Origin of the sequence: Runella sp. SP2, from assembly GCF_003711225.1 — a bacterium.
GTDB lineage: Bacteria > Bacteroidota > Bacteroidia > Cytophagales > Spirosomataceae > Runella.
The window spans coordinates 7,091,003-7,117,500 of sequence record NZ_CP031030.1; the positions used below are offsets into that span (position 1 = coordinate 7,091,003).

General features: G+C 43.8%; 21 protein-coding genes (1 of these 21 cut by a window edge). 11 read left to right on the plus strand and 10 right to left on the minus strand.

Features of this window, described 5'->3' with window-relative positions:
- Positions 1 to 4: 4 nt before the first annotated feature.
- From DTQ70_RS28575 to ilvD, 6 genes are all read right to left on the minus strand, one after another.
- The gene (locus DTQ70_RS28575; protein ID WP_122933976.1) at positions 5 to 1,144 is read right to left on the minus strand and encodes a hypothetical protein; all 1,140 of its coding nucleotides are present in this window, start codon (positions 1,142 to 1,144) and stop codon (positions 5 to 7) included.
- Between the two features lie 35 nt (positions 1,145 to 1,179).
- The gene (ilvN, locus tag DTQ70_RS28580; RefSeq protein ID WP_122933977.1) at positions 1,180 to 1,716 is read right to left on the minus strand and encodes an acetolactate synthase small subunit; all 537 of its coding nucleotides are present in this window, start codon (positions 1,714 to 1,716) and stop codon (positions 1,180 to 1,182) included.
- A gap of 9 nt (positions 1,717 to 1,725) precedes the next feature.
- Positions 1,726 to 3,486: a biosynthetic-type acetolactate synthase large subunit gene (gene ilvB, locus DTQ70_RS28585; RefSeq protein ID WP_229600029.1), complete on the minus strand. Its 1,761-nt coding sequence runs from the start codon at positions 3,484 to 3,486 to the stop codon at positions 1,726 to 1,728.
- 25 nt (positions 3,487 to 3,511) lie between these two features.
- Complete coding sequence (locus DTQ70_RS28590; protein WP_206019600.1) at positions 3,512 to 3,895, minus strand: PIN domain-containing protein; 384 nt, start codon at positions 3,893 to 3,895, stop codon at positions 3,512 to 3,514.
- Positions 3,877 to 4,122 (minus strand): hypothetical protein, encoded by a 246-nt coding sequence (locus tag DTQ70_RS28595; RefSeq protein WP_122933979.1) that lies wholly within the window; start codon positions 4,120 to 4,122, stop codon positions 3,877 to 3,879. Before DTQ70_RS28595 ends, DTQ70_RS28590 begins: the two co-directional genes overlap by 19 nt.
- A 124-nt stretch (positions 4,123 to 4,246) precedes the next feature.
- Positions 4,247 to 5,932: a dihydroxy-acid dehydratase gene (gene ilvD / locus DTQ70_RS28600; RefSeq protein ID WP_122933980.1), complete on the minus strand. Its 1,686-nt coding sequence runs from the start codon at positions 5,930 to 5,932 to the stop codon at positions 4,247 to 4,249.
- 466 nt (positions 5,933 to 6,398) lie between these two features.
- Here ilvD and DTQ70_RS28605 point away from each other — a divergent pair, with 466 nt between their 5' ends.
- Complete coding sequence (locus tag DTQ70_RS28605; RefSeq protein WP_122933981.1) at positions 6,399 to 6,662, plus strand: SemiSWEET transporter; 264 nt, start codon at positions 6,399 to 6,401, stop codon at positions 6,660 to 6,662.
- 71 nt (positions 6,663 to 6,733) lie between these two features.
- Here DTQ70_RS28605 and pyk read toward each other — a convergent pair whose 3' ends face one another.
- Both pyk and priA read right to left on the minus strand, forming a co-directional pair.
- The gene (gene pyk, locus DTQ70_RS28610) at positions 6,734 to 8,191 is read right to left on the minus strand and encodes a pyruvate kinase (RefSeq protein ID WP_122933982.1); all 1,458 of its coding nucleotides are present in this window, start codon (positions 8,189 to 8,191) and stop codon (positions 6,734 to 6,736) included.
- A 24-nt stretch (positions 8,192 to 8,215) separates the two neighbouring features.
- Entirely contained in the window at positions 8,216 to 10,732 is a 2,517-nt protein-coding gene (gene priA / locus DTQ70_RS28615) for a primosomal protein N' (protein ID WP_122933983.1), read from the minus strand.
- Between the two features lie 110 nt (positions 10,733 to 10,842).
- On the opposite strand from priA, the gene DTQ70_RS28620 reads away from it, so the two are divergent.
- Complete coding sequence (locus tag DTQ70_RS28620; RefSeq protein ID WP_122933984.1) at positions 10,843 to 11,262, plus strand: transposase family protein; 420 nt, start codon at positions 10,843 to 10,845, stop codon at positions 11,260 to 11,262.
- A 591-nt stretch (positions 11,263 to 11,853) separates the two neighbouring features.
- The gene (locus tag DTQ70_RS28625; RefSeq protein ID WP_164490257.1) at positions 11,854 to 16,017 is read left to right on the plus strand and encodes an SdrD B-like domain-containing protein; all 4,164 of its coding nucleotides are present in this window, start codon (positions 11,854 to 11,856) and stop codon (positions 16,015 to 16,017) included.
- A gap of 7 nt (positions 16,018 to 16,024) precedes the next feature.
- Here the strand turns inward: DTQ70_RS28625 and DTQ70_RS28630 are convergent, their stop codons facing one another.
- Together DTQ70_RS28630 and DTQ70_RS28635 are read right to left on the minus strand one after the other, a co-directional pair.
- Complete coding sequence (locus tag DTQ70_RS28630) at positions 16,025 to 16,621, minus strand: aminotransferase class IV (protein ID WP_122933986.1); 597 nt, start codon at positions 16,619 to 16,621, stop codon at positions 16,025 to 16,027.
- On the minus strand, positions 16,572 to 17,606 hold the full coding sequence (locus DTQ70_RS28635; RefSeq protein ID WP_122933987.1) for an aminodeoxychorismate synthase component I: 1,035 nt from the start codon (positions 17,604 to 17,606) through the stop codon (positions 16,572 to 16,574). The genes DTQ70_RS28630 and DTQ70_RS28635 overlap by 50 nt, the downstream gene beginning before the upstream one ends.
- A gap of 28 nt (positions 17,607 to 17,634) precedes the next feature.
- Here DTQ70_RS28635 and DTQ70_RS28640 point away from each other — a divergent pair, with 28 nt between their 5' ends.
- From DTQ70_RS28640 to DTQ70_RS28675, 8 genes are all read left to right on the plus strand, one after another.
- The gene (locus DTQ70_RS28640) at positions 17,635 to 18,726 is read left to right on the plus strand and encodes a BamA/TamA family outer membrane protein (protein ID WP_122933988.1); all 1,092 of its coding nucleotides are present in this window, start codon (positions 17,635 to 17,637) and stop codon (positions 18,724 to 18,726) included.
- A 2-nt stretch (positions 18,727 to 18,728) separates the two neighbouring features.
- Positions 18,729 to 19,436 carry a TIGR04283 family arsenosugar biosynthesis glycosyltransferase gene (locus DTQ70_RS28645; protein WP_122933989.1) on the plus strand — a complete coding sequence of 236 codons (708 nt, stop codon included), beginning with the start codon at positions 18,729 to 18,731 and terminating at the stop codon, positions 19,434 to 19,436.
- Positions 19,437 to 19,570: 134 nt separating this feature from the next.
- Positions 19,571 to 20,578 (plus strand): transaldolase family protein, encoded by a 1,008-nt coding sequence (locus DTQ70_RS28650; protein ID WP_122934601.1) that lies wholly within the window; start codon positions 19,571 to 19,573, stop codon positions 20,576 to 20,578.
- Positions 20,579 to 20,671: 93 nt separating this feature from the next.
- The gene (locus tag DTQ70_RS28655) at positions 20,672 to 21,283 is read left to right on the plus strand and encodes a 7-carboxy-7-deazaguanine synthase QueE (RefSeq protein ID WP_229600030.1); all 612 of its coding nucleotides are present in this window, start codon (positions 20,672 to 20,674) and stop codon (positions 21,281 to 21,283) included.
- Positions 21,238 to 23,226 (plus strand): OmpA family protein, encoded by a 1,989-nt coding sequence (locus DTQ70_RS28660; protein ID WP_122933990.1) that lies wholly within the window; start codon positions 21,238 to 21,240, stop codon positions 23,224 to 23,226. Before DTQ70_RS28655 ends, DTQ70_RS28660 begins: the two co-directional genes overlap by 46 nt.
- A 103-nt stretch (positions 23,227 to 23,329) precedes the next feature.
- Complete coding sequence (locus DTQ70_RS28665) at positions 23,330 to 25,225, plus strand: OmpA family protein (RefSeq protein WP_229600031.1); 1,896 nt, start codon at positions 23,330 to 23,332, stop codon at positions 25,223 to 25,225.
- Between the two features lie 197 nt (positions 25,226 to 25,422).
- Positions 25,423 to 26,364, plus strand: coding sequence for a thioredoxin-disulfide reductase (trxB, locus tag DTQ70_RS28670; protein WP_122933992.1), 942 nt, complete (start codon positions 25,423 to 25,425; stop codon positions 26,362 to 26,364).
- 99 nt (positions 26,365 to 26,463) lie between these two features.
- On the plus strand, positions 26,464 to 26,498 hold the 5' end (the start) of the coding sequence (locus tag DTQ70_RS28675) for a M23 family metallopeptidase (protein ID WP_122933993.1). 1,081 nt of this gene lie beyond the right edge of the window; 35 of the gene's 1,116 nt are visible here — the first part of the coding sequence; its start codon is at positions 26,464 to 26,466; the stop codon falls past the right edge of the window.

Sequence of the window (26,498 nt, forward strand, 5' to 3'; positions counted from 1 at the left end):
GAGGTTAAGGAAATGAGATAGGAAGCATAAGTGAAATGAGGGTACTTACTATCAACAAATAGGTGAGCTGGGAGACAGGAATGTGCTTTCGTAAGGTAGAAAGCATGAAAAAGAAAATCATGTAACCAAACGAAAGCGACCGTGTGCCGTCGGCAACCATGATACTAATGGCTGCGGTAGCCATAAAGCACCCTAGCAACAACCCAAATGTGAGCCAATCTTTGAGCATAACCAAAACGGCCATGCCTGCAAAAATAATTAGCCAAAATCCTTCAAAGCCTCGCGTAAACTTATCTCCCAAAATACTCAAACTCCACCAAGTAGTACGGTGCGAAAGCGCATTGTCATGGCCTATTTTTAAACCGTAGGTGCTTGATAACCAATGTCTAACAATCAAATACAAGCCTGCGCTTACCACCAACGCCGCTGCCTGAAGAGGAATTTGTTTTAAGCGAAATTGCTTGGTTTCAATCACTTCTTTTAGCATCGGTAGCACAAACCATAGCCCCAAGTAGGAGGAGTTGATGATGGCTCGTTCGTCGCACCAAAAAGCCAATTGGGTAAACAAGAGCATCCAAAACGGGTTACGTAGGTAAAAAGCCAATGCTAAAAAACAAAACGGGAACACATCGGCATGACCCAGGTAATTGATGTAAAAATTAGCACCTGCATAAATGGCCGTAAAGCCTGTCAGGAAATAAAACACCAATAACCGATTTTGGAGAATTTGGTAGGTGATTTGAATAACTAACCACAAAAATACCAATCCTACAATGACATGAAGCAAGTACAAACCTGCAACATTGAGGTGCAAGGCATACGCAATGAGTGGTACGGTAAGTCGGAACGTTTGATTGGCTTCGTGTGAACCTGCTTCGTAATCTTTAGGTGTAAATGGGTCAGCACCTTGCTTGATGATGTCATCCCAAAAAAAACCACCTATCGACCCAGGGTGACGCATTTCTTGGTATAAATCACGAAAGCCACGGTCAACAAAGATAAAATTGAATACCAGCAAAGTACTCACTGAAATAGCCAAGGATAAAAATAATACCTTGAATTGCCAGAATCTACTGTCAAAGAACGCTTTAAGTCGGGCTTCTAATCCCTTAAAAGGAGTAGTGAGAGATTGCAGTTGTTCCATGTATTGATTTGAAAAGAACTACAAATAACGCACTTTTATACATAATACTCCCAATGTACTTCTTCGGGTAGGTATTCGACTAAGCCAGCGGGAGTTTTTCCGACGGCTACTCTACCCGATTTTACGAATTCTAAAATACCATACGATTTGATATAGCGGAAGAAATCCAAGATTTCGCTCTCATTGCCCGCTTTCTCAATCACTACATAGTCAAGTCCCCAGTACACCACCCACGCCTTGTAAATTTTGTTGATGGTTTCGATGTCAATCGGTTTGCCACCGATGGGCGTAGCGACTTTAAAGAGGGCGATTTCGTTGTAAACGATTTCATCATCTAAATAACCAAACACGGCAAGTACTTCGACGACTTTCCGAATCTGACGAACAAGCTTTTCGACTTCCTCGCGTTTATCGTGTTTGATGGTGATTGTATAACGCGACACGCCTTGGCGTTCGGTTTCGGACACGGTAAGGCTCTCGATATTAATACGGCGACGGGTAAAGATGACAGTAATCTTATTGAGTAACCCGAAGGTATTTTCTGTAAATACGCAAATTGTGTAAGTGGTCATAGCCCTCGTTTAGTCTAAGCGAATATCGGCAACGGCCGCACCCGCAGGTACCATTGGGAAAACGTTTTCTTCTTTTTCAACTATTACTTCCAACAGGTAAGGTTTGTCTGACTGGAGAAGGCGGTCGAGCGATTCGCCCAAATTCTCGCGGTCGGAACAGGTATGTCCAGCAATTCCAAAACCTTTGGCAATGGTGACAAAATCGGGGTTTTGAAGTTCTACAAACGAATAACGTTTTTTGAAAAACAATTGCTGCCACTGGCGTACCATTCCCAAGTAGTTGTTGTTGAGGATGATAAGTTTGACTGGTAGTCCACTTTGGGCAATCGTGCCCAATTCTTGGATGGTCATTTGAAAACAACCGTCACCGATAAATGCTACCACTTCACGCTCGGGAGCGCCTTTTTTAGCGCCAAAAGCGGCAGGAATGGCAAAGCCCATGGTGCCGAGACCGCCCGAGGCGATGTATGAGCGAGGGTTTTTAAATTTGTAATAACGCGCCGCAATCATTTGGTGTTGACCCACGTCAGCAATCACACAGGCTTCTCCTTTTGTTTTTTCAGAGAGCATGTTCACTACCTCCGCCATTTTGATTTGGCCATCGGCATTCAATTCGCGTTGGGTGATTTTTTGGTCTTCAATGAGGTCGTATTTTTTGAACTCATTTCTCCAAGTGGCGTGGTTGTTTGTTTTGACCAGTGGTAAAAGACGCTTCAGGGTTTCTTTGGCATCACCTACTACAGGCGCGTCGGCCTTGATGATTTTATCAATTTCAGCGGGGTCAATTTCAATGTGAATAACTTTGGCTTGGCGAATGTATGTGGTCGCGTCGCCCGTTACGCGGTCGTCAAAACGCATTCCGATGGCAATCACCACGTCGGCTTGGGTCGTTAAGACGTTAGGGCCGTAGTTGCCGTGCATTCCGAGCCAACCCACGTAGTTAGGATGGTCTATTGGCATCGCAGAAAGTCCTAAAAGCGTACTAGCACATGGAATATCTGTTTTTTCGGCGAAGGCTTTTAATTCTTCTTGCGCACCAGAAATCAATACCCCCTGTCCAAATAAAATGTATGGCTTCTTAGCGTTATTGATAAGTTGAGCCGCTCTTTCAAGGTGTTCATCTTTAGGGATGACACGTGGTTTATAACTGGCAAGTGTTTCCACTTTTTTGTATTCATACGACTTACTCATTAAACTCACTTGAGCATCCCGAGTAAAGTCGATTACCACTGGGCCTGGTTTTCCTGATTTAGCGATATAAAAAGCTTTGGCGATGATGGCAGGCACTTCGTCGGCATTCGTGATTTGATAGTTCCACTTGCAGACGGGAGTAGTTACGCCAATAATATCTGTTTCTTGAAATGCGTCGGTACCTAACAGCGTTGACTTTACTTGTCCGATAATGCAGACCAACGGTGTGCAGTCGATGATGGCATCGGCGATAGGGGTCACTAAATTGGTACCTCCAGGGCCAGACGTTACCAAGCAGACCCCAGGCTTGCCACTGGTACGAGCATAGCCCTGTGCTGCATGACCTGCTCCTTGCTCGTGACGCACCAAGATGTGGTCAAGGCGGTCGGTGTAGTCAAAAAGGGCGTCGTAGGTAGGCATGATAGCTCCCCCTGGGTAGCCAAAAATCACCTCTGTCCCTTCGGCAATAAGCGACTCCATGAGGGCTTGCGCTCCCGACAGAATACGTGGAGCTTCAGTCTGTGCTGGTGTTTGTACTTCTTCGAGGGCAGCGGCATCTTGCGCAGCTACCATAGTCATGTAATTTCCCATGGTTTTGGGGATTTTATGTGTTCAATGACTTGTATTTCAATTTAGGCACTTTCAAAAAATCACTATCATTGGTAGATAGTAAAGTCAAGTTATGGATAATCGCTGTGGCGGCAATGATGGCGTCTGGGAGTTTAATTTTGGCTTTTTTGCGTAGCTCAATGGTTTTTTCAATGACATCATCAGTGAGTTCAATTATCCTAGAACTATTAACCAAATCAGCAATTGTATGCTCCCTATCTACATCACCTTGAAAAGAACGCAATTCTATTTTGACAACAAAACACATATCAGGCGCATCTTCCAATACACTATCCATGAATTCGCTGTTTTCTATGGATAACCTATCATCTAAATAACGACTATAACCAGACGTATCAATTAAATATCCCGTTCCCATTCGTTACGAATATTTTTGAAAAAATCGTCCATTTCTTTTTTCTCTTTTTCTGGCAAATGAGCAAGCGCACCACGAAAACGCCTTAGGTCATTTTTCGGTTTTCTAACGGACGGCTCGTTGAGAGGGAGAATAATTACCTCAACTTGGTCACCAAGTACAAACTCTTCTGGTAACTCTAAACTTATGGTTCGCCCTATAGGCTTTACTATTTCTCTATGTGCGTTCATAACTTATTAAGCGTTTATTTCTCCAAAGTTTCGGTTCGCTAATAGTTTCATTAGTAATACTACTTTTAGAGTTATTTGATGCAGTTATAAGTTTTTTTTGGGGACAAAAATTATAACTGGTTGCTTACGCTTCGTCCGTTACACAACCCTCGCTGGCTGATTTTACGTTGCGGACGTACTTGCCTAATGTTCCTCTGGTAAACGGAGGCTCTGGTTGTTTCCAAAGCTTACGACGTTCTGCCAATTCTTCGTCTGATACGTGCAATTGGAGTACGTTGTTGACGGCATCAATCGTAATTTTATCGCCGTCTTGTACCAAAGCGATGTTTCCGCCAAGGTATGCTTCAGGCGTGACGTGACCTACCACGAAACCGTGGGTTCCTCCCGAGAAGCGGCCGTCGGTAATCATCGCGATTTTATCACCAAGTCCAGCACCCATTACTGCCGAAGTAGGTTTCAACATTTCGGGCATACCTGGTCCGCCTTTAGGGCCTTCGTTGCGAATCACAAGCACGTGGCCTGCCTTCACTTCGCCTTTAGAAATGAATTCAATTACTTCTTCTTCGCGCTCACATACTTTCGCAATTCCCTCAAAACGCTCCCCTTCTTTGCCCGTAATTTTTGCTACGGCACCGCCCGTTGCGAGGTTTCCGTACAAAATTTGTAGGTGACCCGTTGGTTTAAGTGGTGTTTCGAGAGGGAAGATAATCTTCTGACTATCAAAGCTTAACTCAGGAACATCTTCTAAGTTTTCGGCAATGGTTTTGCCCGTTACGGTCAAGCAATCGCCGTGAAGAAGCCCTTTTTGGAGGAGGTATTTCATGATGGCTGGTACACCACCAATCGCCAATACATCTTCCATATAGTATTTACCTGACGGCTTGAGGTCAGCAATCAATGGCGTACGATCCGAAATATCTTGAATGTCTTTCAACGTAAATTCCACTTCGGCTGCGCGAGCAATGGCCAAATAGTGCAATACAGCGTTGGTGGAGCCACCAAGTGCCATTACTACCGTAAGAGCATTTTCAAACGCTTTACGCGTCATAATGTCGCGTGGGCAGATATTTTTTTCGAGCAATTGCTTCATGGCAGCGCCGATGGCAATACACTCGGCTTTTTTACCTTCGTGGGTGGCAGGGTAGGTCGAAGAGTTGGGGAGGGTAAGTCCCATAGCTTCCATCGAACTCGCCATGGTGTTGGCTGTGTACATACCGCCGCAAGCTCCCGCGCCTGGAATCGCATTTTGAATCACACCTTCGTAATCTTCGTCCGAGATGGTTCCCGCAAATTTCTTTCCAAGGGCTTCAAACGCCGAGATGATGTCTAATTTTTGGCCTTTATATTCACCCGTACGGATGGTTCCTCCGTAAACGAGCATTCCTGGGCGGTTGAGGCGGGCCAAGGCCATCATGGCGCCTGGCATATTTTTGTCGCAACCTACGACCGCAATCACGCCGTCGTACCATTGGGCACCTACTACGTTTTCGATGGAGTCCGCAATCAAGTCACGCGAGGGGAGTGAGTAGCTCATTCCAGCGTTTCCGTTGGTCATTCCGTCAGAGACCCCTATGGTGTGGAAGATAAGTCCCACCATGCCGTTTTCTTGAATTCCTTTTTTGACGTGCACCGACAGTCCGTTAAGGTGCATGTTACAAGTGTTTCCTTCATAACCCGTACTTGCAATCCCGATTTGGGCTTTTTGCATGTCTTCTTGGGTTAAACCTACTCCGTAAAGCATGGCTTTAGCGGCGGGGTTGGTCACTTCTTGGGTGAGTGTGCGGCTGAATTTGTTTAGTTGCTCTGACATGATAGAAAGGTTTTTTTACAAAAAAGCCTCACTCGTTGTTGGTGTGAGTGAGGCTTCTGAGGGCAATCTGGTTTCACTCACACCGTTTGGGTGCTAATAATGAGGACCACGACCACGCCTGTTATATTGAACATTTTAAAGCAAATTTTTTCTGTGAGCGAAATTACGCTAATTGCGTAATTGCGTTACAAATAAATAGGGTCAGTTTTTATTTTCCAAACAAAAAACGGTTTTTTTGCTTGGGGGCAACAAAAAAGCCCCTTATCGGTGTGAGAAGGGGCTTTTTTGTTTGGTGGACATGCGCGCCTTGCTCACACTGTGGAGGGTGTAATAATTGAGACGAGAATGACACTATTTTTTGTTCTAATAATCATTTGTTGTATTATTTAAAGAACTTTGCGTTGATAAGAAACTTTTTCTATAACTTTTCCGATAATTAGTAAAAAGGACTCAAATACACAACGCCATGTTAGAGACATTAGGGTACATCGCAGGAATTTTGACGACGGTTGCCTTCGTTCCACAAGTGATGCAAATATATCGAACAAAATCGGCAAAGGACGTTTCTTTGGCCATGTTTTTACTTTTTACCGTGGGTGTAGCGCTTTGGTTGGCCTACGGATTGATGACACATTCGTTTCCAGTGGTGGCAGCCAATACCGTTACTTTGATGCTTTCCTTCGTGATTTTGTATTTCAAGTGGAAATACAGCAAAACCTCAAACACCTAGAAAAGCATAAGGGCAACAACGCTGCCGCGTCATTGCCCTTTCTACTTTTTATTTTAATCAGGTCTTTCTGATTATTCAACAATACTTAGCTTCACTGCATTTGTTTTGCGGTGCTTCGTTACTGGCATACTCAAGGTATTTACAAAAATATCACCTGATTTAAGTTCACCTTTTTCAACCAATACTTTTTTGATGTCTTCGATGAGGTCGTCGCTTGAAAGACCCTCGCGGTCATAATAAATAGCCTTTACTCCCCAATACAACGAAAGCGTGTCAATCAATCGTTGGTTTGAAGTAAAGACGTACAAATTAGCCTCGGGGCGGTGGTGCGACAGACGAAATGCAGTATAACCCGAACGAGTTACGCCAATGATTGCTTTTGCTTGGGTATCACGTGCCAAACGGCAAGCACTCATTACGACGTTATCGTTTAAGACATTAGGGCTGCTATGGTCATTAACTGCCGCATGGTGCTTGAAATAGATTTTGGTTTCCTTGGCATCTTTCGCTGCTTCGGTTTCTTCCACTCTCTTGATGGTCTGAGCCATGCTTGTTACGGCTTCTACTGGATATTTTCCAGAGGCAGTTTCAGCACTTAACATCACGGCGTCGGCGCCGTCGAGTACGGAGTTGGCAATGTCGTTGATTTCGGCGCGCGTCGGGCGTGGGGCGTCAATCATACTTTCCAACATCTGGGTAGCCACGATGACAGGCTTAGCGGCACGGTTACATTTCTCTACAATCATCTTCTGAATCATAGGCACTTCTTCGGCAGGAAGCTCAACCCCCAAGTCGCCGCGAGCTACCATGATAGCATCTGTAATAGCGATGATTTCGTCGATATTATCAATCGCTTCTGGCTTTTCGATTTTAGCCACTACGCGACAATTTTTACCTTTCGACTTGATATAGTCTTTTACTTCTTGAATATCAGAAGCATAGCGTACAAATGAAAGTGCAATCCATTCTACGTCGTTTTGAAGACCAAATTCTAAGTCCTCGTAGTCTTTTTCAGTTACCGATGGCATCGAAACCTTAGTATTAGGAAGGTTTACGCCTTTTTTCGATTTTAAAATACCGTCGTAAATAACTTCGGTCACCACGTCGGTGCCTTCAATACCAACTACTTTTACTTCGAGTTTTCCGTCGTCCATCAAAATCCGTTCACCCATGCGCACGTCGCGGTACATACCTTTGTAAGGTGTACTCACGCGCTCAGAAGTGCCGATGATTTCTTCGTTGGTAAAAACTAATTTTTGTCCTGCCGTAATTTTCACACCATCTTTGTGTTCTACGTTACCGATGCGAATTTTAGGGCCTTGCAAATCTTGTAAAATTCCGACGCTGAAACCATACTTTGCATTGTTTTCACGAATGCGGTTGATACGTTCCTGGTGGTCGGCATGAGTGCCGTGAGAGAAATTGAGACGAAATACGTTTACTCCTGCTTGTACTAATGCTTGGAGCATTTCAGACGTTTCGGAAGCAGGACCTACGGTAGCAACAATTTTAGCTTTTTTGTCAATCATCGTGTTAGGTTTTGATGGGTACAATCACAGGCAATCTACATCTATAGTCACGTCGGTACCTTTTAAGGTCTTGTCCGTCAGAATATCCGTAACTTTTTCGAGTATAAAAGCCTTTGCGGCCCTAAAATTAACTTTTTCGCGTTCGAGTTTTATAAGAATGTCAAACAAAAACCTATTTCGTATGCGTTCGACCAGTGGTGGCTGGGGGCCTAAAACCCTATCTTCACCCATTTTTTCGAGTAAAAGTTGGGTCAATTTCTGGGCTGATTGCAAGGCGGTTGTTTGGTCAAAGTGTTTGACAGTCAGCTTGATAAGTCGGGTAAAAGGAGGGTACTTAAAGTTTTCTCTTTCCTTGATTTCCTCCTCGTACATCCCGATATAATCGTTCGTAATAATTTTTTGTAAAATCTTTTGCGAAGGGTTCCCTGTTTGAATCAAAACCCGTCCTTTTCGGTCGGCGCGGCGTCCAGCGCGACCGCTTACCTGTGTAATCAGTTGAAAGGCGCGTTCGGCCGAGCGAAGGTCAGGAAAATGAATCATTCGGTCGGCATCAAATACGCCTACCGTACTGACATTTTCAAAGTCAAGCCCTTTGCTAATCATTTGAGTTCCGACCAAAATGTCCACGTTTCCCTGTTCGATGTCCTCAATCATTTCTTTGTACGCATTTTTGGCGCGGGTAGTGTCCAAATCCATGCGGGCAATGCGGGCCGTTGGAAAGAAAATTTTGAGCTGGTCTTCCAGCTTTTCAGTGCCAAAGCCTACCGTTCTGACTTTGGTAGAACTGCAACCTGGACACAGCTTGGGTACTTTCTCTTTGTGACCACAATAATGGCAACGTAGCTCGGCGTCTTTTTGGTGATACGTAAGGCTGACCGCGCAGTTTTCGCACTCGCCAATCCACCCACATTCTTCACATTGTAAATAGGAAGAGTAGCCGCGTCGGTTTTGGAAAATAATACTCTGTTCGTTTCGGTTCAGAGCTTCTTGAAGTTCGTTGATTAAAACTGACGAAAACTCAAACTTCATTTTTTTACTTTTTCGCTCTTTTTTGGTGTCAATGAGCACAAACTCGGGCAAGTTGGCTTTGCCATAACGTTCGAGCAATTGCACAAAACCGTAGCGCCCGTTGAGAGCTTGATAATAGGATTCGAGCGCTGGCGTGGCCGAACCTAGCAGCACCTTGGCTTGTTGGCGTTGGGCGGCCACAATGGCGACGTCGCGGGCGTGGTAGCGTGGGGCGGGGTCGTATTGTTTGTAAGAACTTTCGTGTTCTTCATCGACGATAATCAATCCAAGGCTATCGAAAGGCAAGAAAATGGCCGAACGTACGCCCACCACCAACTGAAACTGGCCTGAAACTACCCCTTTCCAAACTTCCACGCGCTCGTTGTCGGAGAATTTGGAGTGGTAAATGCCGAGCTTATCCCCAAAGACTTTTTTGAGGCGAACCACAATTTGGGTCGTGAGGGCAATTTCAGGTAATAGAAACAGTACCTGCGAGCCGCTTGCGAGTACTTGCTGGGCTAAATTAATATATACTTCCGTTTTTCCACTTCCTGTAACACCGTGCAGCAAAACAGTGTCTTTGGATTGAAATTGGGTAATGATTTCGTCAAAAGCGCGCTGTTGGGCGGTGGTGAGGTGGATGTTGGTACCTTCCGAAAAATCGGGAGCTACATCGGCAAAGCGTGAAACGGTTACCTCAAACTCTTCGAGCGTCCCTTTTTTAATCAGCGTACTTAATGCCGAATCGGAGAAAGCATCGTTTTGGGTGAAAAAACTCTTTTCAAGTCCCGCGCGATTAGAATAAGGTACATTTTGAATCGGAACTTGGCTGACATAGCTCATGATAATTTCCTGTTGTTTGGGAAATTTATCAAGCTGGGAAATGAGCTCCATCAAGTTTTCGCGCGTCTCAAAACGTCCATTTAGCTTGACTTTTTTGAGTACTTTGGGCTTGTATTTTTCTTTGACTTCTTCAAAAAGAATAATGGCCCGCTTGCCAATAAGTGACTTAATGATGTGGTTGATGTTTGTCGCACCTACGCGTTTCTCGACCTCTTCGTAAGTGAGGGATTGGTACTTTTTGATTTCTTCCAAAAGATTGGCTTCTTCTTCTGTCAATAAATCGTAGTACTCAAAGTCAGGGTTGTACTGAATCTTGGATTGGCTAGTAATTTTCAAGCCCGAGGGAAGAGCTACGTTTAGTACTTCACCCACCGTACATAAGTAGTAGTCGGCAATCCAATGAAAGAGTTCGATTTGGTAAGGTGTTACTAATGGTTCATCGTCAAGGAGTTCGGCGATGTATCTTGCTTGGTATTTGGTAGGAGGTGTCTGGTGGATTTTTGCCACAACGCCCGTCACTACTCTATTTTTGCCAAAAGGTACTACTACTCTGGCACCATTTTTGATGAATGGATTTATCACCCTTGGAACCCGATAGGTGAATAACTGGGCTACAGGCACGGGCAAAATTAGGTCGGCAAACAGAGTTATCTCTTCTGAGCCAAAATCGTCGTTTTCTGCAATCTGCACGTTGTTTTCAACCGAATGTACGATGCAAGATAGCGCTTTCCCCGCAAAAACTTCAAGCTGGCAAGATATTTGACATAATGGGTTATGTCTAATATCACTTTTACCCCTTTATGAAAATTATGAACTTGGAAATGATTCAGCGGTACCATGACCTGGAGGCCGACGACCCAAAGCTACGGCGTCTTACGGGACTTAAACGCTCAGAATTTGAGCTTCTTCACGGTTATTTTCGTGATGCTTGGAATGCGTATTTTGCGGAGTACACCCTCGATGGTGTAGCGAGACTTAGGCAGGCGTCGGTGCGGAAAAATAGCATTTTTGGAGATACCCATGACGCGCTTCTTTTTGGGCTTATTTATCTAAACGGAAATTTGAGACAAGACCAACTGGCGACTTTCTTTGGAATTGACCAGCCCAAAGCCAGTAAATATTTGAGCCTTATCCAGCGGATTTTACTTCAAGTGATTGAGGCCACGCCCCGAGCGGTGCCTAAAAGAAAGCTGGATAAATTCTTGGATATGCTTTCTTAGTTCATGAATATACCCTGTCTCAAAAAGTGTACCGATAGGCGGTAAAATGAGAACGTAGTTTATGTTTTTCTTTGAGCTAACTAATTGATTGGCATTGTTTTTGTAGGGAGGCGAATCTCAGGATTTATCCCCTTTGAAGGGCAGTTTTATCCTAAATATCGAATAGCTGATTTTTTTGTAAATGGTTGCAAGTGTCTATAAATAAAAGTGTTAGCTTGTTTGGGGGTGGCTGAGAAATTTTTATAGATATTTTTTAGAAACATGCTAGTGAGTGGCAAGGTAATTGAAATATCATTATGTCGAATAGAGATGTTAAAAAACATAAACAGCTTCTCTAATTTCTTTATATACAAAATAGCTCAAATATAATGTATATGAATGGGATATAATTAGCTGAGTGTTATTTAAGACATCTTAAAAAGTAATTTTCTAACCCAGCCAGATGGACAAATTATACCAAAAACCGTTCAGGGTACTTGGTGAAAGTGCTTTGATTACCCCAAATTTTTTCAAAAAATGAAAAGGATTTTACACCTTATTACGAAGGCAAACCACTTTTCTTCCTTTTTAGTGAGTACACTATTAATGGTAATGATAGCCAATCTCGCCTATTCTCAGGTGAGGGGGGTAGTGTATATCGACTACGATTTGAATGGAAAACGAACTGCCGTTAGTCCTACAGAACCTGGCGTTGCGGGTGTTCGGGTACAGTTGTTTGTAGGAAACAACCCTACACCTTTTACAACCACTACCAATGCCTTGGGAGAGTATTCTTTCACCCAAGGCCAAGTGCCCGTTGATAGCATGGCGCGGGTCGAATTTAGCGATTTCCCCGAGACGTTTTCGCCAAGTATGGTAGGCTTACAAAATGCGACAGATGTCCAGTTTGTCAAGGCACCATCATTGGAAACAAATCTCGGAATTGCCAACGATGATGAGTTTTGCCCTGTAACAAAAGAGTTACGGGTTACCACGGCTTGTTATGTGATGGGGGATCCGCTCGCGGGAGGTTCGGCCGCCGATGATCCAGCCCTTATTTTGTTTGACCAAAAAGCAAGTGGATTAGCAGGTGTAGATGACTTTTCTATGGTGAAACTAGCCACAGCGGCGCAGATTGGCTCTACGTGGATATCTTCTTTTCAACGAGACTCACGTCGAATGTTGGTTGGAGCCATTGTACGACGTCACGTAGGTTTGGGACCTTTGGGGACAGGTGGATTCTATTATATTGACTTGGCAAACGGTAATCAGGTAAAAGAGTTCTTGGACGTAAAAACGATTGGAATTGATACGGGGCCAGACCCTCACCTTGATCCTATTACGGGACTCAGTACTTTGCCCGCATCCAAAACAGCTCGAAGCCGGGATTCGCTTTCTTTCCACATGGCAGGAAAAGTAGGTATGGGTGGTGTGCAGTTAACGCGCTATCAGGATAGCTTGTATATGGTCAATTTATATGATAAAAAACTGTACAGCTTTTGCGTAGGTAAGCCACTTACGGCGCCTCATACTGCGGCAGATGCCAATGTGAAAAGCTTTGTCATACCTAATCCCAATTGTTCTAACGGAGATTTTGCTCCGTGGGCACTAAAATATTACCGTAACAAAATGTACCTTGGCGTGGTATGTACCGCCGAAACTTCACAGAAAAAAGAAGACTTGAAAGGAGCAATTTACGAGTTTAACCCTAGGACCTCTCAGTTTAAAAATATCTTTGAATTTCCACTGGGCTACAAACGAGACCCACTAGATGCTACGCAAGGATGTGATACCATCAATACTTGGAAACCATGGTCAGGCATTTTTCCTAAGCAGTGTAACTACCCACTAGGCTCACCAGACCCTCTGAGTGCATTTTTGGTAAATCCACAGCCTATTATTTCAGACATTGAGTTCGATGATGATGGTTCGATGTTTATCGGGATGTTGGATAGAGGAGGTTTGCAAACAGGGCAAAACCAGCCAGGTATTGCGGTGGATGATACACTCAATTACTACGGATTTATGAGTGGTGATTTGCTTCGTGCACATCGTAACCCTGATGGTTCATATAGCATGGAAAGCAATGGTGTTTCTGGGCCATATATTGCTGATGGTCCAAGTGGACCAGGGGTAGCAAGTGCTCGCGATAAAGATGCAGGCCCAGGTGGAGGTGAATTTTTCTTTGAGGATTACTGGATCAACGGACAAGGTACAATTGGCCACGCCGAACTTAATAACGGAGGTATTTTTAAAATCCCAGGCGAAAATGAAATCTTTACCTCGGCTTTTGACCCACTTCATCAGGTATATTTAGCAACAGGATTTTTGGTTTTTGATACCAAAACAGGAAAGCGTAAAAGAGGCTATGCGGTGTATTCTATCCGTGAGGGATCGCTTGGAAAATCAGGAGGAGTAGGTGACTTAACCGCCGCTTGTGAGCCTTCGCCACTTTCTGTTGGGAATCGTATTTGGTTTGATGTTGACCGAGATGGTATTCAAGATCCGAATGAACCTGGGGTGGATGGCCTTGTACTGACACTCCATGATATGCAAAATGGTGGAACGGAAGTAGGCCGCGATACCACAACTAACGGCGGACAGTTTTATTTCTCTGATTTTAATGTAACAGGCGGTTTGAAGAGAAATCACCTGTACGAAATACATCAAAGTACACTTCAAAGTTTGGGAGGGTCTGCAGCTAATGTCATTCAAGCCGCGCAAGCAGCAGGTATAAAAGTTTCCAATTTGCCAGTAAACGCAAATGTTCCTGCCGCTGCAAATATTGCTACCTCCAATGCTAATGAGAATACAGTGGCGAATTTGATGCGACTCGTGCCAATTGATAGTATAATACCAACAAGTAATGTACGTAACTCAGATGCGGTTTATAATGCCGACTCTTCGGCAGCGATAATTGCGTTTAAAACAGGTAACAATGGCGAGAATAACTATACCTTCGACATTGGTTGGATGCTCAACTTACCGCCTGCTTCAATGGGAGACTATGCTTGGTATGATTTGAACCGAAATGGTATTCAAGACCTTAGAAAAGACCCTTTTGGAAACATATTAGGGCCAGAGCTTCCTGCCAAGGGAGTAATCATGGAATTGTATGATGCCAACGATACTTTCATTAAATCAGATACAACGGGCGTGGACGGTAAATACCACATCGACGAAGTTCCTGCAGGTGATTATTATGTGAAGTTTAATCCTGTTTCTTATCCTGCTACAGATTTTGTCGTTACGGACTTAAACAAAGGAACAAATGATTCTTTGGATAATGACATCGAACGAGCAGTGTACAAATCTTCGACTTTTACTTTAGCCCCTAATCAGCATGATCCACGTTGGGACATTGGGTTCTTCCGAACAACTTCGCCTGAGATTTCTGACCCATGTGCTTGTGATTCAACGATTTTATATTTGCCAGGTGATGATATATATACAAAGTATGTATATCGAGAAAAAGTAACAATTAAGGCAACACCAGGCGGAAAATGGGCGATTATCCCGTTTGATGCCAAGAAAAATGTATATACCTACGGCCTTTATGAAGACGATGGCGAAGGCTACATTGATTCCATTGATTTAAATAAAAAGAATTATTTCTTTACCGAAGTACCTGATTCGCTAGGTTTATATGAATTTAAGTTTGCGCATAAATCTCAAGATGGCTACGCTTTGGCGGCCACCGATGGCGTGGATACGCTGAGTATTGGGGCGATTTGTTACGAAGTCAAAGAACAATACGATATGCGACTGGATACGCTTTGCGCCAATGGTGATAAAATTCAGTTGCAGCAAAACTTCCCCAATGGCAAAGCAACTTACTACTTTATCGCTGATTCAGCCTTTGTGTTCAGGGATGGATTTAATGAATTTACGTTGATTGAGGATGCCGTGGCTAGGGGAACAATTACCGAATTGGATCCCAAATTGTATCGTCCTAACTCCGTCATTAGTTTGTACATGAAGTGGGAGCCAAATGGCATAGCAGATAAGAAAGGAGCGTGCCAAAAATCAATGATTCTGAATATAACTATAAGCAATAGTGGCACTTGTACGCCTTTTAAAGACTTAGAACTTACCAAAACATTGGTAGGCGACTGCCGACGAGAGGTGGGGAATACGGTACAGTTTAAAATAGCCGTAACCAATAAAAGTGTAAGTGGAACTCCTGCCGCCGACAGTGTTTACGTACAGGATTATTTGCCCGCCAACTTTACGTTTGTCAGTGCAACGTCAACAAGCGGTGTATTCAATCAGCAAACTTTGAAGTGGGGGCCGTTGAAACTCAATCCAGGCCAAACGGATACCCTGACCGTTTCTGTCAAAATCAACAATGTGGGAGGCTTTATTGGTGGGTCGATTTGTAACGAAGCCGAAATTGTATCAATGGTAGGGTTGGACAGCGACTCTCAGCCAGGAAACAAAGTCATTACTGAAGATGATTATGACATTGCTTGTGTAAGTGTGCCACTGAAAATATGCCCTGAAAGACGCGATACGGTGATTATCTCTGCCCCAGCGGGTTATCAGACATACCAATGGTTTAAAAACGGTACAAAAATTGACGGTGCTACTTCGCAGACCTTAGAAGTGGGCGATGTAGGCTCTTATACCGTTGAGGTATCCGACGGGCAATGTCCAACCAAAAACTGCTGCCCTGCGATTGTGGAAGCAGAGTGTATTTGCCCAGAAGATATTTGCATCCCTGTGATTATTAAGAAGACGAAAGCTAAAAATAAGGCGCTAGTACCGCCCAAATAATGAACAACTAGAAAATACTCCTCAGCGGGATGTGGGGAGTAGTTTCAAAATCTAACATCGAATTGATGATTCGGGCAGAAAAGTACTTAGGTAGGTCTTCTGTCCGAATTTTTTTTTCTACAATTTTTCCTTGTTCTAACAAAAATGAACGCTGCGTACCCGCGAGTAAAAAAGTTGTAGGAGTAACCCACTGTCGTTCATCCCAAAAAACGATATTGGCGTACGACGTATCGGTAAGGTGGCCGTTTTTGACAATGAGCACATCGTCGGCCGTGCCTTTTTGAGCAGCAAGTGCATTCAAACTGCTTCGGTCTTGGTACTTAAATGAGTACGAAATGTCGTTGGCCTCTACGAGTCGAAGCGATTGGATAGTACGAGGTTGGTAGGGCTCAAACTCTATTTTTTCAATGGTTTTTCCGTACGTGACTCGGCACTTAAATAAGCCTAGCTGTAGGTTGGTAATTGGTAAAATTGCTTGCGCTAAATCCGTGGCCATAATCCCTTCAAAGTGCTGTGCTTGAGTACGGTACATACGTTCGTTGTGAAAGCGTAGATTAGACAACTTCCCGTTGAAGAGTCGAAGAGTTTCGATGAATAGTGGCATTAGAAATAGGTAAATAGATTTTGTCAATCATTTCTTGGTATTCGATGTGGACTTGGCTTCGGGCTGTGATACCTCCACCACTCTTAAAGATAAGCTGTTCTCCCGATTGTTCAATAAAACGGATGAGTACGCCGCTGTCAAAATTTTCGCCATCAAATACCCCCGTAATTCCTGTGTAATAGCCGCGCTCATAGCCTTCGGCGCGTCGGATAATATCGAGGGTACTTGGTTTGGGAGCGCCACTAATTGAGCCTGCTGGCAAAAGACGAAAAAGCCAGTTGCCGATAAAATCACGCCAATTTGATGGCATAAGACCCGCAATCTCAGAACTTACTTGCAGCAACGATTTTTGGTTGGTATTCAGGGTATCAAGATAGCGATAACGTTCCACCCATACCTTTTGGGCAATCATACTCAGGTCGTTTCGAATCAAATCTACGATGGTAGCGTGTTCGGCTGCTTCCTTTTTGTCGCTCAAAATACGTTCTTCTGCGTTGGGCAACTGAGCATCAATCGTTCCTTTCATGGGAAACGAAGCGATTCGATTGCCGCGAATTTGCACAAATATTTCAGGCGAAAAACAGACAAACTGCTGCTGCCACCACAGGCGGTATTTGGCTTTACTGTGATAAAAAATCGTTTTTAAATCCAGCTCCGTATGTATTGGGGTAGGAATTGATAAATTTGTCAAAAAAGAATCACCTCGCTTGAGGTGCTCCACCACTAGCTCAAATTTGGGCGTGTAGTCTTCCAAAGAAAGCGGTGATTTTGAAAAGGTAAAAGGCGAAAGATGGGGTGTTGGGTGCGTTGTACCATTGTGAACCCCATTAAAATCAAACAAAATGACCTTTGGGTCGATTTGAGAAAGAGGTAAAACAACAGGACGTTGGGCTAAAAAATCAATAATGAACAAAAAGGGCGTTCGCTCACGACCTAACTGATTCATTTTTTCAATAGCCTCAAGCGTAGAAAGGGTATTTATCATAGTTAATTAAACGCCTACAGTACAAACAATGCGTTGTCGAATCTTTAAAAATATACGTACTACTAACTTATTCGCGCTGTTCGTTTGGGGTGTTTTTTTTCTCCAAACGGCCTATAGCCAGCAAAAAAAATGGAATGTACTCCCGTTCCCAGTAGTTTACTACACCCCCGAAACGCGCTGGGCGTACGGAGGAGCGGTAACTTCAACGTTTCGTTTTCGGTCAGATTCGTTGAATGCTCGCCCCTCTCAACTGAGCCTTGGAGTTGTATTTACCCAAGAGAAACAATCGCTCTACTACTTACCGTTCCAATTGTTTCCTCAAAATGGTAACTATTATTTCTATGGGGAACTGGGTTTTTATCGGTACAACTACTATTTTTTTGGCATTGGTGAAGCTGCCGTTCCCAAAGAATTATACGGGGTAGATTTTCCACGGATTCGTTTGAATGCGTTCAAAAAAATGGGCTCTCATAGCTATTGGGGGCTACGTTATCAGTACGAAGACTATCGAATCACTGAAACAGAACCCAACGGAGCATTTGACCAAGGAGTTGTCGCAGGTTTCCCCCGCTCAATCACCTCAGGTGTGGGACTTGGATGGTTTTACGACTCCCGCGACGTCCTGTTTTATCCCAGCAAAGGAGCTTTTGTGGATGCGGCATACTGGCTTCATTCGCCTATTTTTGGCGGTAATGTGGCCTTTCAGCGCATTACTGCCGACGCAGCTGTGTTTAAAAAAGTTGGAGCACGGATTATCCTTGCTGCCAATATGTACGGTAGTTTCAATTGGGGAAACCCGCCCTTCAATATGCTTTCTGAGATGGGAGGGCCTAAGCGAATGCGAGGTTATTATTTAGGGCGATTTAGAGATAATAATGCGCTTCTGACTCAGGCTGAAGTTCGAGTGCATGTCGTTGGGCGTTTGAAAGTTGCTGGTTTTACATCTTTGGGGGTGATGGGTGCCTCAAAACCTATTTTGAGGTTTTCAAATCCCAAATTTGCGCATGGCGTAGGGCTTCGCTTTGTTGCAAATCGTAAAGATGCGCTCAATGTACGCTTTGACTATGCAGTTGGTAGCGATGGCGGAAACTTTTATTTTACAATCGGTGAAGCATTTTAAGGATGGATACTAAATTTATTTCGGTCATTATCCCCACGCTAAACGAAGAAAAAAACGTTCGTCGTTTGGTAGAAAATATTCAAAAATATGGTCAGCAATACGTAGCAGAAATCATCGTCGTGGACGGAGGAAGTACCGATAATACCGTACAGGTGGCCAAAGAGATAGGCGCTACCGTGGTTGTAAACTCGCTTAGAGGTAGGGCCGCACAGATGAACGCAGGGGCTACGCGAGCGGCTGGGCAAGTGCTCTATTTTGTTCATGCCGATACGCAAGTAGCCGAAAGTTTTGCGGACGACATCCACCAAGCGATTCAGGAAGGCTATCAAGCGGGCGGGTATCGTTTCCGTTTCGATTCTGACCGATGGTTGTTAAAAATCAATAGTTATTGTACGCGCTTCGACTCGCTGTTTGTCCGAGGAGGCGATCAAACCTTATTTGTAACCACCGCTTTGTTTAATAGTTTAGGGGGCTTTGACGAACGTTACGTCATTATGGAAGAATATGATTTTTTGCGCAAAATGTGGAAATCGCACCGTAAACTGTTTAAACTAATCCCGAAAGAGGTGGTGGTATCGGCACGAAAATACGAAACAAATAGCTGGTTGAGCGTGCAGTTGGCAAACTTAGTCGCCGTTCTTCAGTTTAAAATGGGACGAAATCCGCAATACATCGCCCATTTGTACAAAAAGATGTTGAACTATCGCTAGCCTTTTGGGTGTCAGCTTCATATTTTCACGACCATCTTTTGGGAAAACTCTCTTTTTCCTCCATTTTTTTTGCGACCTTTGCCGAAATTTTGTTCCGAAAACGGATAACTAAACAACGGACAAACCGACCAAAAATGGAATTATACCTTGATTCTGCCGACTTTAAAGAGATAGAAACTGCCTTCCAACTTGGATTTTTAGCAGGCCTCACCACAACGCCAACGTTTATGCACCGCGAGGGTGTAACTGACCTCGACGGAATGATTGTGAAATTGTCGAAAATTGTCCCTGTTCTTCAAATTGAAGCCTTGGGTGATAGTGCCGAAGATATCGTAAAAGATGCCGAACGGCAGCTAGCATTGGGCCTTGACCCTGCAAAAACGGTATTTAAAGTTCCCGTTTCACTCGAAGGGGTTCGTGCCTGTAAAATGCTCCGCGACCGTGGTATGATGGTAAACGTACACTTGGTTTATACGATTCAACAAGCGTATATGGCAATGACCGCAGGCGCCAGCTATATCTGCGTATTGGCAGGTCGTATGCAAGATCAAGGGTATGACGCTATTAAGTTAATTGGAGAATGCGTCGAAATGGTAAATTTCTACGGTTCTTCGTCAAAAGTAATGTTCTCGTCGGTGCGTAATGCCGAGCACGTTCGCAATGCGATTGACTTGGGTTGCCACACGATTACAGTGCCTTGGAAAATTATGAAGGTGTTGACTGAAAATAGCTTTACGGCCATTGGCACGCAACAGTTTGTAGAACACACGCGTTTAATTACAGTGACAGTAGGCGAAGCAATCAATGGCGTAAATCCATTGGTGTCAGCAGATACTACGTTGGCCGATGCGATTGTAAAAATGACTGAATTTGGTTTTGGCTCTGTAACGGTGACAAATGCCGACGGAAGCGTGAAAGGCGTATTTACGGACGGTGATTTGCGTCGTAAATTGTCGAGTGAAGGACGTGATGTATTGAGCAAAGCCATCGGTGAGTTTGAATACAAAATGCCTGTTTCTATCGAAGCAACGGCGCTGTTGGATGCGGCCGCTGCACTTTTCAAGAAAACAAGCGTTGATACGATTTTGGTAACTGAAGGTGGCAAACCTGTAGGAATGCTTGATATTCAAGATTTGAAATAATTACGTTGGCTATTTTGGCCAACATAGTACTATTTTACGAAACGGTTCGCCAATTTGGCGAACCGTTTACCATTCACAGAAAACCTTAAAAATATGGATTCGCAAACATCCCAACTACCCGTAATGGAAGCCTTTTATACGCTACAGGGCGAAGGGTATCATAGTGGAAAAGCGGCCTATTTTATTCGTTTGGGCGGCTGCGACGTAGGGTGCGTGTGGTGCGACGTGAAAGAGTCGTGGGATGCTGATATTCACCCCAAACATACGCTAACACAAATAGTAAACGAAGCATTGCAGTATCCTGCACGCATGGCCGTAGTGACAGGAGGTGAGCCGTTGATGTATGATTTGGGGGCGTTGACCACCGAACTGCACAATGCTGGATTTGAGACCAATATCGAAACTTCGGGAGCACACCCATTTTCGGGTACGTGGGATTGGGTTTGTTTTTCGCCCAAAAAATTCAAAAACCCTCATGATAGCATTTATGCGCAAGCCGACGAACTGAAAGTCGTTATTTACCACAAATCAGATTTTGAGTTTGCCGAATACCACGCTGCTCGTGTCAACAAAGACTGTGTGCTGCTACTCCAACCCGAGTGGAGTCGAATGCAAGAAATGACGCCTTTAATCGTTGAGTATGTAAAACAGCATCCCCAATGGCGCGTCTCCTTGCAAACGCACAAATACATGGATATACCGTAGGAATTGGTGGCGACTTGTCGGTCGTAGGGGTGAAGGTTAGTACTTTTTATTTCTTCTTCTGTTCTTTATTATTATCGCCAAGTGTTTTAGCTCAAAACGGGCTAATAAGCGCCAGCGCCCGAAAACTGTACGAGTCGGCAGAGAGGCTGCTCCCTTTTGACAGAGAGCAAGCCTTGAAACTCTACAAAAAAACGATTGAAACGGATAGTTCTTTTGCAGCTCCTTACATGCGGATAGGCCAATTACTCTTTGACTCAAAAGAGACAAAAGAAGGGGCATATCCGTATTTTGAAAAAGCAATAAAAAACGATTCAAACGAAAGAGCCTTTCTTATAATCTATGAAATTTTAGGAAAACGGTACCTTCAAAAAGGAGACTATTCCAAAGCCGAAGCGTATTTTAAAGGGTATTTACGGCTCAGCCCTCAGCCCAAATCGAGCGCTCATCGAAGCGTACTACGTTATTTAAAACAGTGCGAATACGCTCAATACCATCTTCCTAGCACAAAACAGGGCAATCACCAACGTCTTCCTTCTCCTATTAATAAAGCCCTGGCACAGTCTTATCCTGTCCTAACGGCCGATTTGCAGACGCTGATTTATACGCACAACAATGGCGATGAGGATATATTCGTCAGTAAACGAACGGCTCAAGGTTGGACAAACCCCAAAAGTATATCGGGGCAAATTAATAAAGCGACCAATGAAGGGACTTGTTCCATATCGGCAGATGGAAGGTTTTTGGTATTTACGGCTTGCCACCGTAAAACAAATCGTGGAAAATGTGATTTGTACAGTTCGTATAAAATAGGAGAGAGTTGGAGTGTGCCTGTTAATTTGGGTCCTATTGTTAACGGTCCAGGATGGCAGTCACAGCCGTCGCTTTCGTCGGATGGTACTCGTTTATTTTTTTCTTCTGACCGTCAAGGAGGATGGGGAGGAAAAGATATTTGGAGTACTTTACGTGATACAGCAGGTGTGTGGGGCGAACCTGTCAACCTTGGCCCTACTATCAATACAGAGTTTGATGAAATCTCGCCTTTTATTCACTCCAATGGTAATACTCTTTTTTTCGCTTCGGATGGTTGGCCTAGTTTGGGAGGCTTTGATATGTTTATCGCGACCCAAAAGCTGGCTCAGTGGTCACATCCTCAAAATCTAGGCTACCCACTCAATGATTTTGCCGACCAAATGGGATTTTATATTACTCCCGATTGTCAAGAGGCGTTTTATTCGTACCATGATAAGAGTGTACCTAGTGAAAATGGGGCAGTTGTTAGTAGTTTGTGTCATTATTCTTTACCCGACTCGCTCAAGCAACTTTGCCCCGCGATGACCTTTGTAAAAGGGCGAGTGATAGATGCAGAAACAAGACGACCTTTAAAAGCCACGATAGGGGTGTCAGAAAAAGAAGAGCAAATCGCCACTTTTTATTCAGATGACTCGACGGGCGTGTTTCTATTTGTGGTATCCCCACAGGCAAAAACTCAAGTGGAGGTGAAACGTAAAAACTACCTTTCTCAACATTTGAACCTTAGTTTAGCCACCGATTCGTCTTTTCAAAACGGAACTTGGGAAATTCTATTGACGCCGATTAAGGTGGATTCAAATGTTGTTTTACAACACACATTATTTACAAAGAATAGCTCGGCGCTGGTCGTTGCACCAAATTCGGCATTAGAACATTTAGCGGAGTATCTAAAACAAAATGTCGCAACCGAACTTTTGATTGAAGGGCACACCGATGATGTTGGAACGGCGGAGTTAAATTATACATTGTCGCTACAAAGGGCAGAATCGGTAAAAAGATATTTACTTGAAAAAGGCATTGAAGAACAACGGCTACGCGTTAAGGGCTACGGAAAAAGCAGGCCATTGGTACAGCGTGGTTCTGAGCAAGCAAGGCAGCAAAATCGTAGAGTTGAATGTAAAATCGTACAATAGTTAGAAAGAGAGGAGGGTTATTGTGATTTTATTAAAGATAAGGGAAACGACTTGTTTTTGGAAGTTTAATGGGTTGCTTACTAGCGTAGCAGCCTGTTGGGTATTGGGTACATTATTTTCGTGTACACTTCTTGCCCAAGCACCAGCATCCTACCTGCCAACTACCAACAAAAAAGCGGCGGAGGCTTTGGAGAGAAGTACAAAGTTTTACAACGAAAAAAACTTTGAAAAAGCGTCGCAGTTTGTGGATGAAGCGCTCCGCCATGATTCTACCTTGGCAGATGCGTATTTTCGTAAAGGGCAATTGTATGAAGTTTTTACCCAACCTGATTTGGCCTTACAGGCATACCGTAAAACAGTACAACTAAAGCCCGATGCACCTCAATTTGCCCTAGCGTATCAACGTCTCATTGAGCACCAGTTGCGGGAAGGAGACTATGCGCAAGCGAAAAACGATTTAGAACACTACATCACGTTTCTTAAACCCAATAGCATTGCGCAAAAAAGAGCGCAACGACAGCTTCAAACTTGTGTTTACGGAGCAAAGGCCATTCTCAACCCCCTCGTGATTCATCCCGAAGAGCTTTCTGACACGGTCAATCAGTTTATTCTGCAATATTTTCCTGCTTTGACAGGAGATGGCGAAACGTTGCTTTTTACGGGGCTAAAACCCGAAAACGATGAGGATTTATTTATTTGTACCTACAAAAACGGGCGTTGGAGTTCGCCCGTGTCAGTATCGGATAAAATTAATACGGCTGATAACGAAGGCACTGGGACACTCTCGGCCGATGGAAGGACGCTTGTCTTTACTGCCTGCAATCGCCGAGAGGGCTATGGGAGTTGTGATCTATATATTAGCCATAAAGTAGGGGAAGAATGGGATAAACCAAAAAACTTGGGGATAGTTGTTAATTCTCCTTATTGGGAATCGCAACCTGCATTGTCGCCCGACGGGCAGCTGCTTTACTTTATTTCTGACCGTCCAGGAGGTGTAGGTGGGCGGGATATTTGGTACACTACCTTACAACCAAATGGCGAATGGGAAAAAGCGAAAAATTTGGATAAAACCATCAATACTCCCTTTGATGAAGCGTCTCCTTTTTTATATGCCAATGGGCGGACGTTATTTTTTGCATCGGAAGGCCACGAAGGATTGGGCGGATACGACCTGTTTTTTGCAGATAGTACGGCTACTGGTTGGCAAAATCCCCAAAATATTGGCTATCCTATCAATACTTCCGACAATCAAGTGGCACTCGTCATTACTGCTGATGGCAAGTATGGTTACTATTCATTGGATGCAAAGCGAGTCGGAAATCAGCGGGTATCGAGATTGTACCGTTTTCGTTTGCCCGATGAGTTGACCAAAAGGTTTAATACGGCCAATTACTTGCGAGGAGTTGTCACCGATGTTCGTACCAAAAAACCAATTCAAGCAAACATCGAATTAATGAATTTAACAACGGGTAAACGCGTACAATTGCTGTCGTCTGACGCCACTACGGGCAATTACCTCACCACCTTGCCCAATGGCAGTGAGTGGGGATTGTACGTAAGTGCCAAAGGATATTTTTACAAAAGCTTGTCGTTCGATTATAGCCAAAAAAACAATGCGGAAGGGTATCAATTGGATATCGCTTTGGAGCCACTTCAGAGAGAAGCTTATGGCGTATTGAGCAATATTTATTTTGAAACGGGAAAAGCTGAGTTGCAAGAAAAATCCCGAACAGAATTAAGTAAGCTCGTTGAACAACTGCGTTCGCAGCCGTCGCTTCGCATTGAAATCGCAGGCCATACCGACGATGTGGGCGATGCCAAGCAAAATCAGCTACTTTCTCAAAAACGCGCCCAAAGTGTGGTCGATTATCTTGTGCAATTAGGTGTTGCAAAAGAACGTATCAAAGCAGTAGGCTTCGGTGAAGCAAAACCAATTGTTCCTAATATTTCGGACGAAAACCGACAGCTAAATCGCCGTATAGAATGGAGAATATGGTAAGAGATTACATATTAAAATATACCAGAGTACTAATCCCACTTTGTCATCTCAGCCTTTTTTGCTTAATTTTGCAACCGTCTTGCAAAAAGTTGCAAGAAAGACGATGAACGATTTTGCAGGTTAGATTGTAAGTTTTCTAAGAACAGATTATTCTTGAAAATAATCTGGCATCGTCAATTTAACAAACGTTTTTACTAATGTCTTCTGAAAAAGTATCTTGCTTAATCATAGGTTCGGGGCCAGCAGGTTATACTGCGGCTATTTATGCCTCTCGTGCAGGTCTTAAGCCTGTTTTATACACAGGTGGGCAGCCAGGTGGCCAACTTACGATTACTACAGAGGTCGAAAACTATCCTGGGTACCCAGAAGGAGTACAAGGGCCTCAAATGATGATTGATTTCGAAAATCAAGCCCGTCGTTTTGGAACGGATATTCGTTACGGACTAGCCACGAAAGTGGATTTTTCTGATTCAACTCTTCACAAAGTTTGGATTGATGATAATACACTTATTGAGAGTCCATCGGTAATTATTGCGACAGGAGCGTCGGCAAAATGGCTAGGACTAGAGTCAGAACAACGCCTCAATGGCTACGGAGTCTCTGCCTGCGCTGTTTGTGATGGTTTTTTCTTCCGTAACCAAGAAGTAGCCATCGTAGGTGGAGGCGACACGGCTTGCGAAGAAGCAAGTTATTTAGCCAAATTATGTAAGAAGGTATATATGATTGTGCGCCGGGAAGAGCTTCGTGCTTCGCAGGTTATGCAAAATCGGGTAAAGTCAACGCCTAATATTGAAATTCTATGGAATTCTGAAACCGAAGAAATTCTTGGCGACCAAGGTGTAACAGGCGCAAAACTTAAAAATGTTAAAACTGGTGAATCTTATACTATTGACGTAACGGGTTTCTTTGTGGCCATTGGTCATCAACCTAATACTGATATTTTTAAAGATTTTATCGATATGGATGACGCAGGTTACATCCAAACCGTAAAAGGAAGTACCAAAACCAATGTAGAGGGTGTGTTTGCTTGTGGAGATGCCCAAGATAATATTTACCGTCAAGCAATCACCGCAGCAGGTTCTGGCTGTATGGCCGCCTTGGATGCCGAGCGTTATTTAACGGAAAAAGGCATACACTAATTCTGAATCGGTAACAGTAGGCAAATGGGGCTTACTGTTACTTTTTTTAATGGCTCACCGAATTTAATTATAAGTTTTACTCCCATTCCTTGAGTGGGCATGGATACGTTCCCCCCTCTCAAAGAATGGCTAAA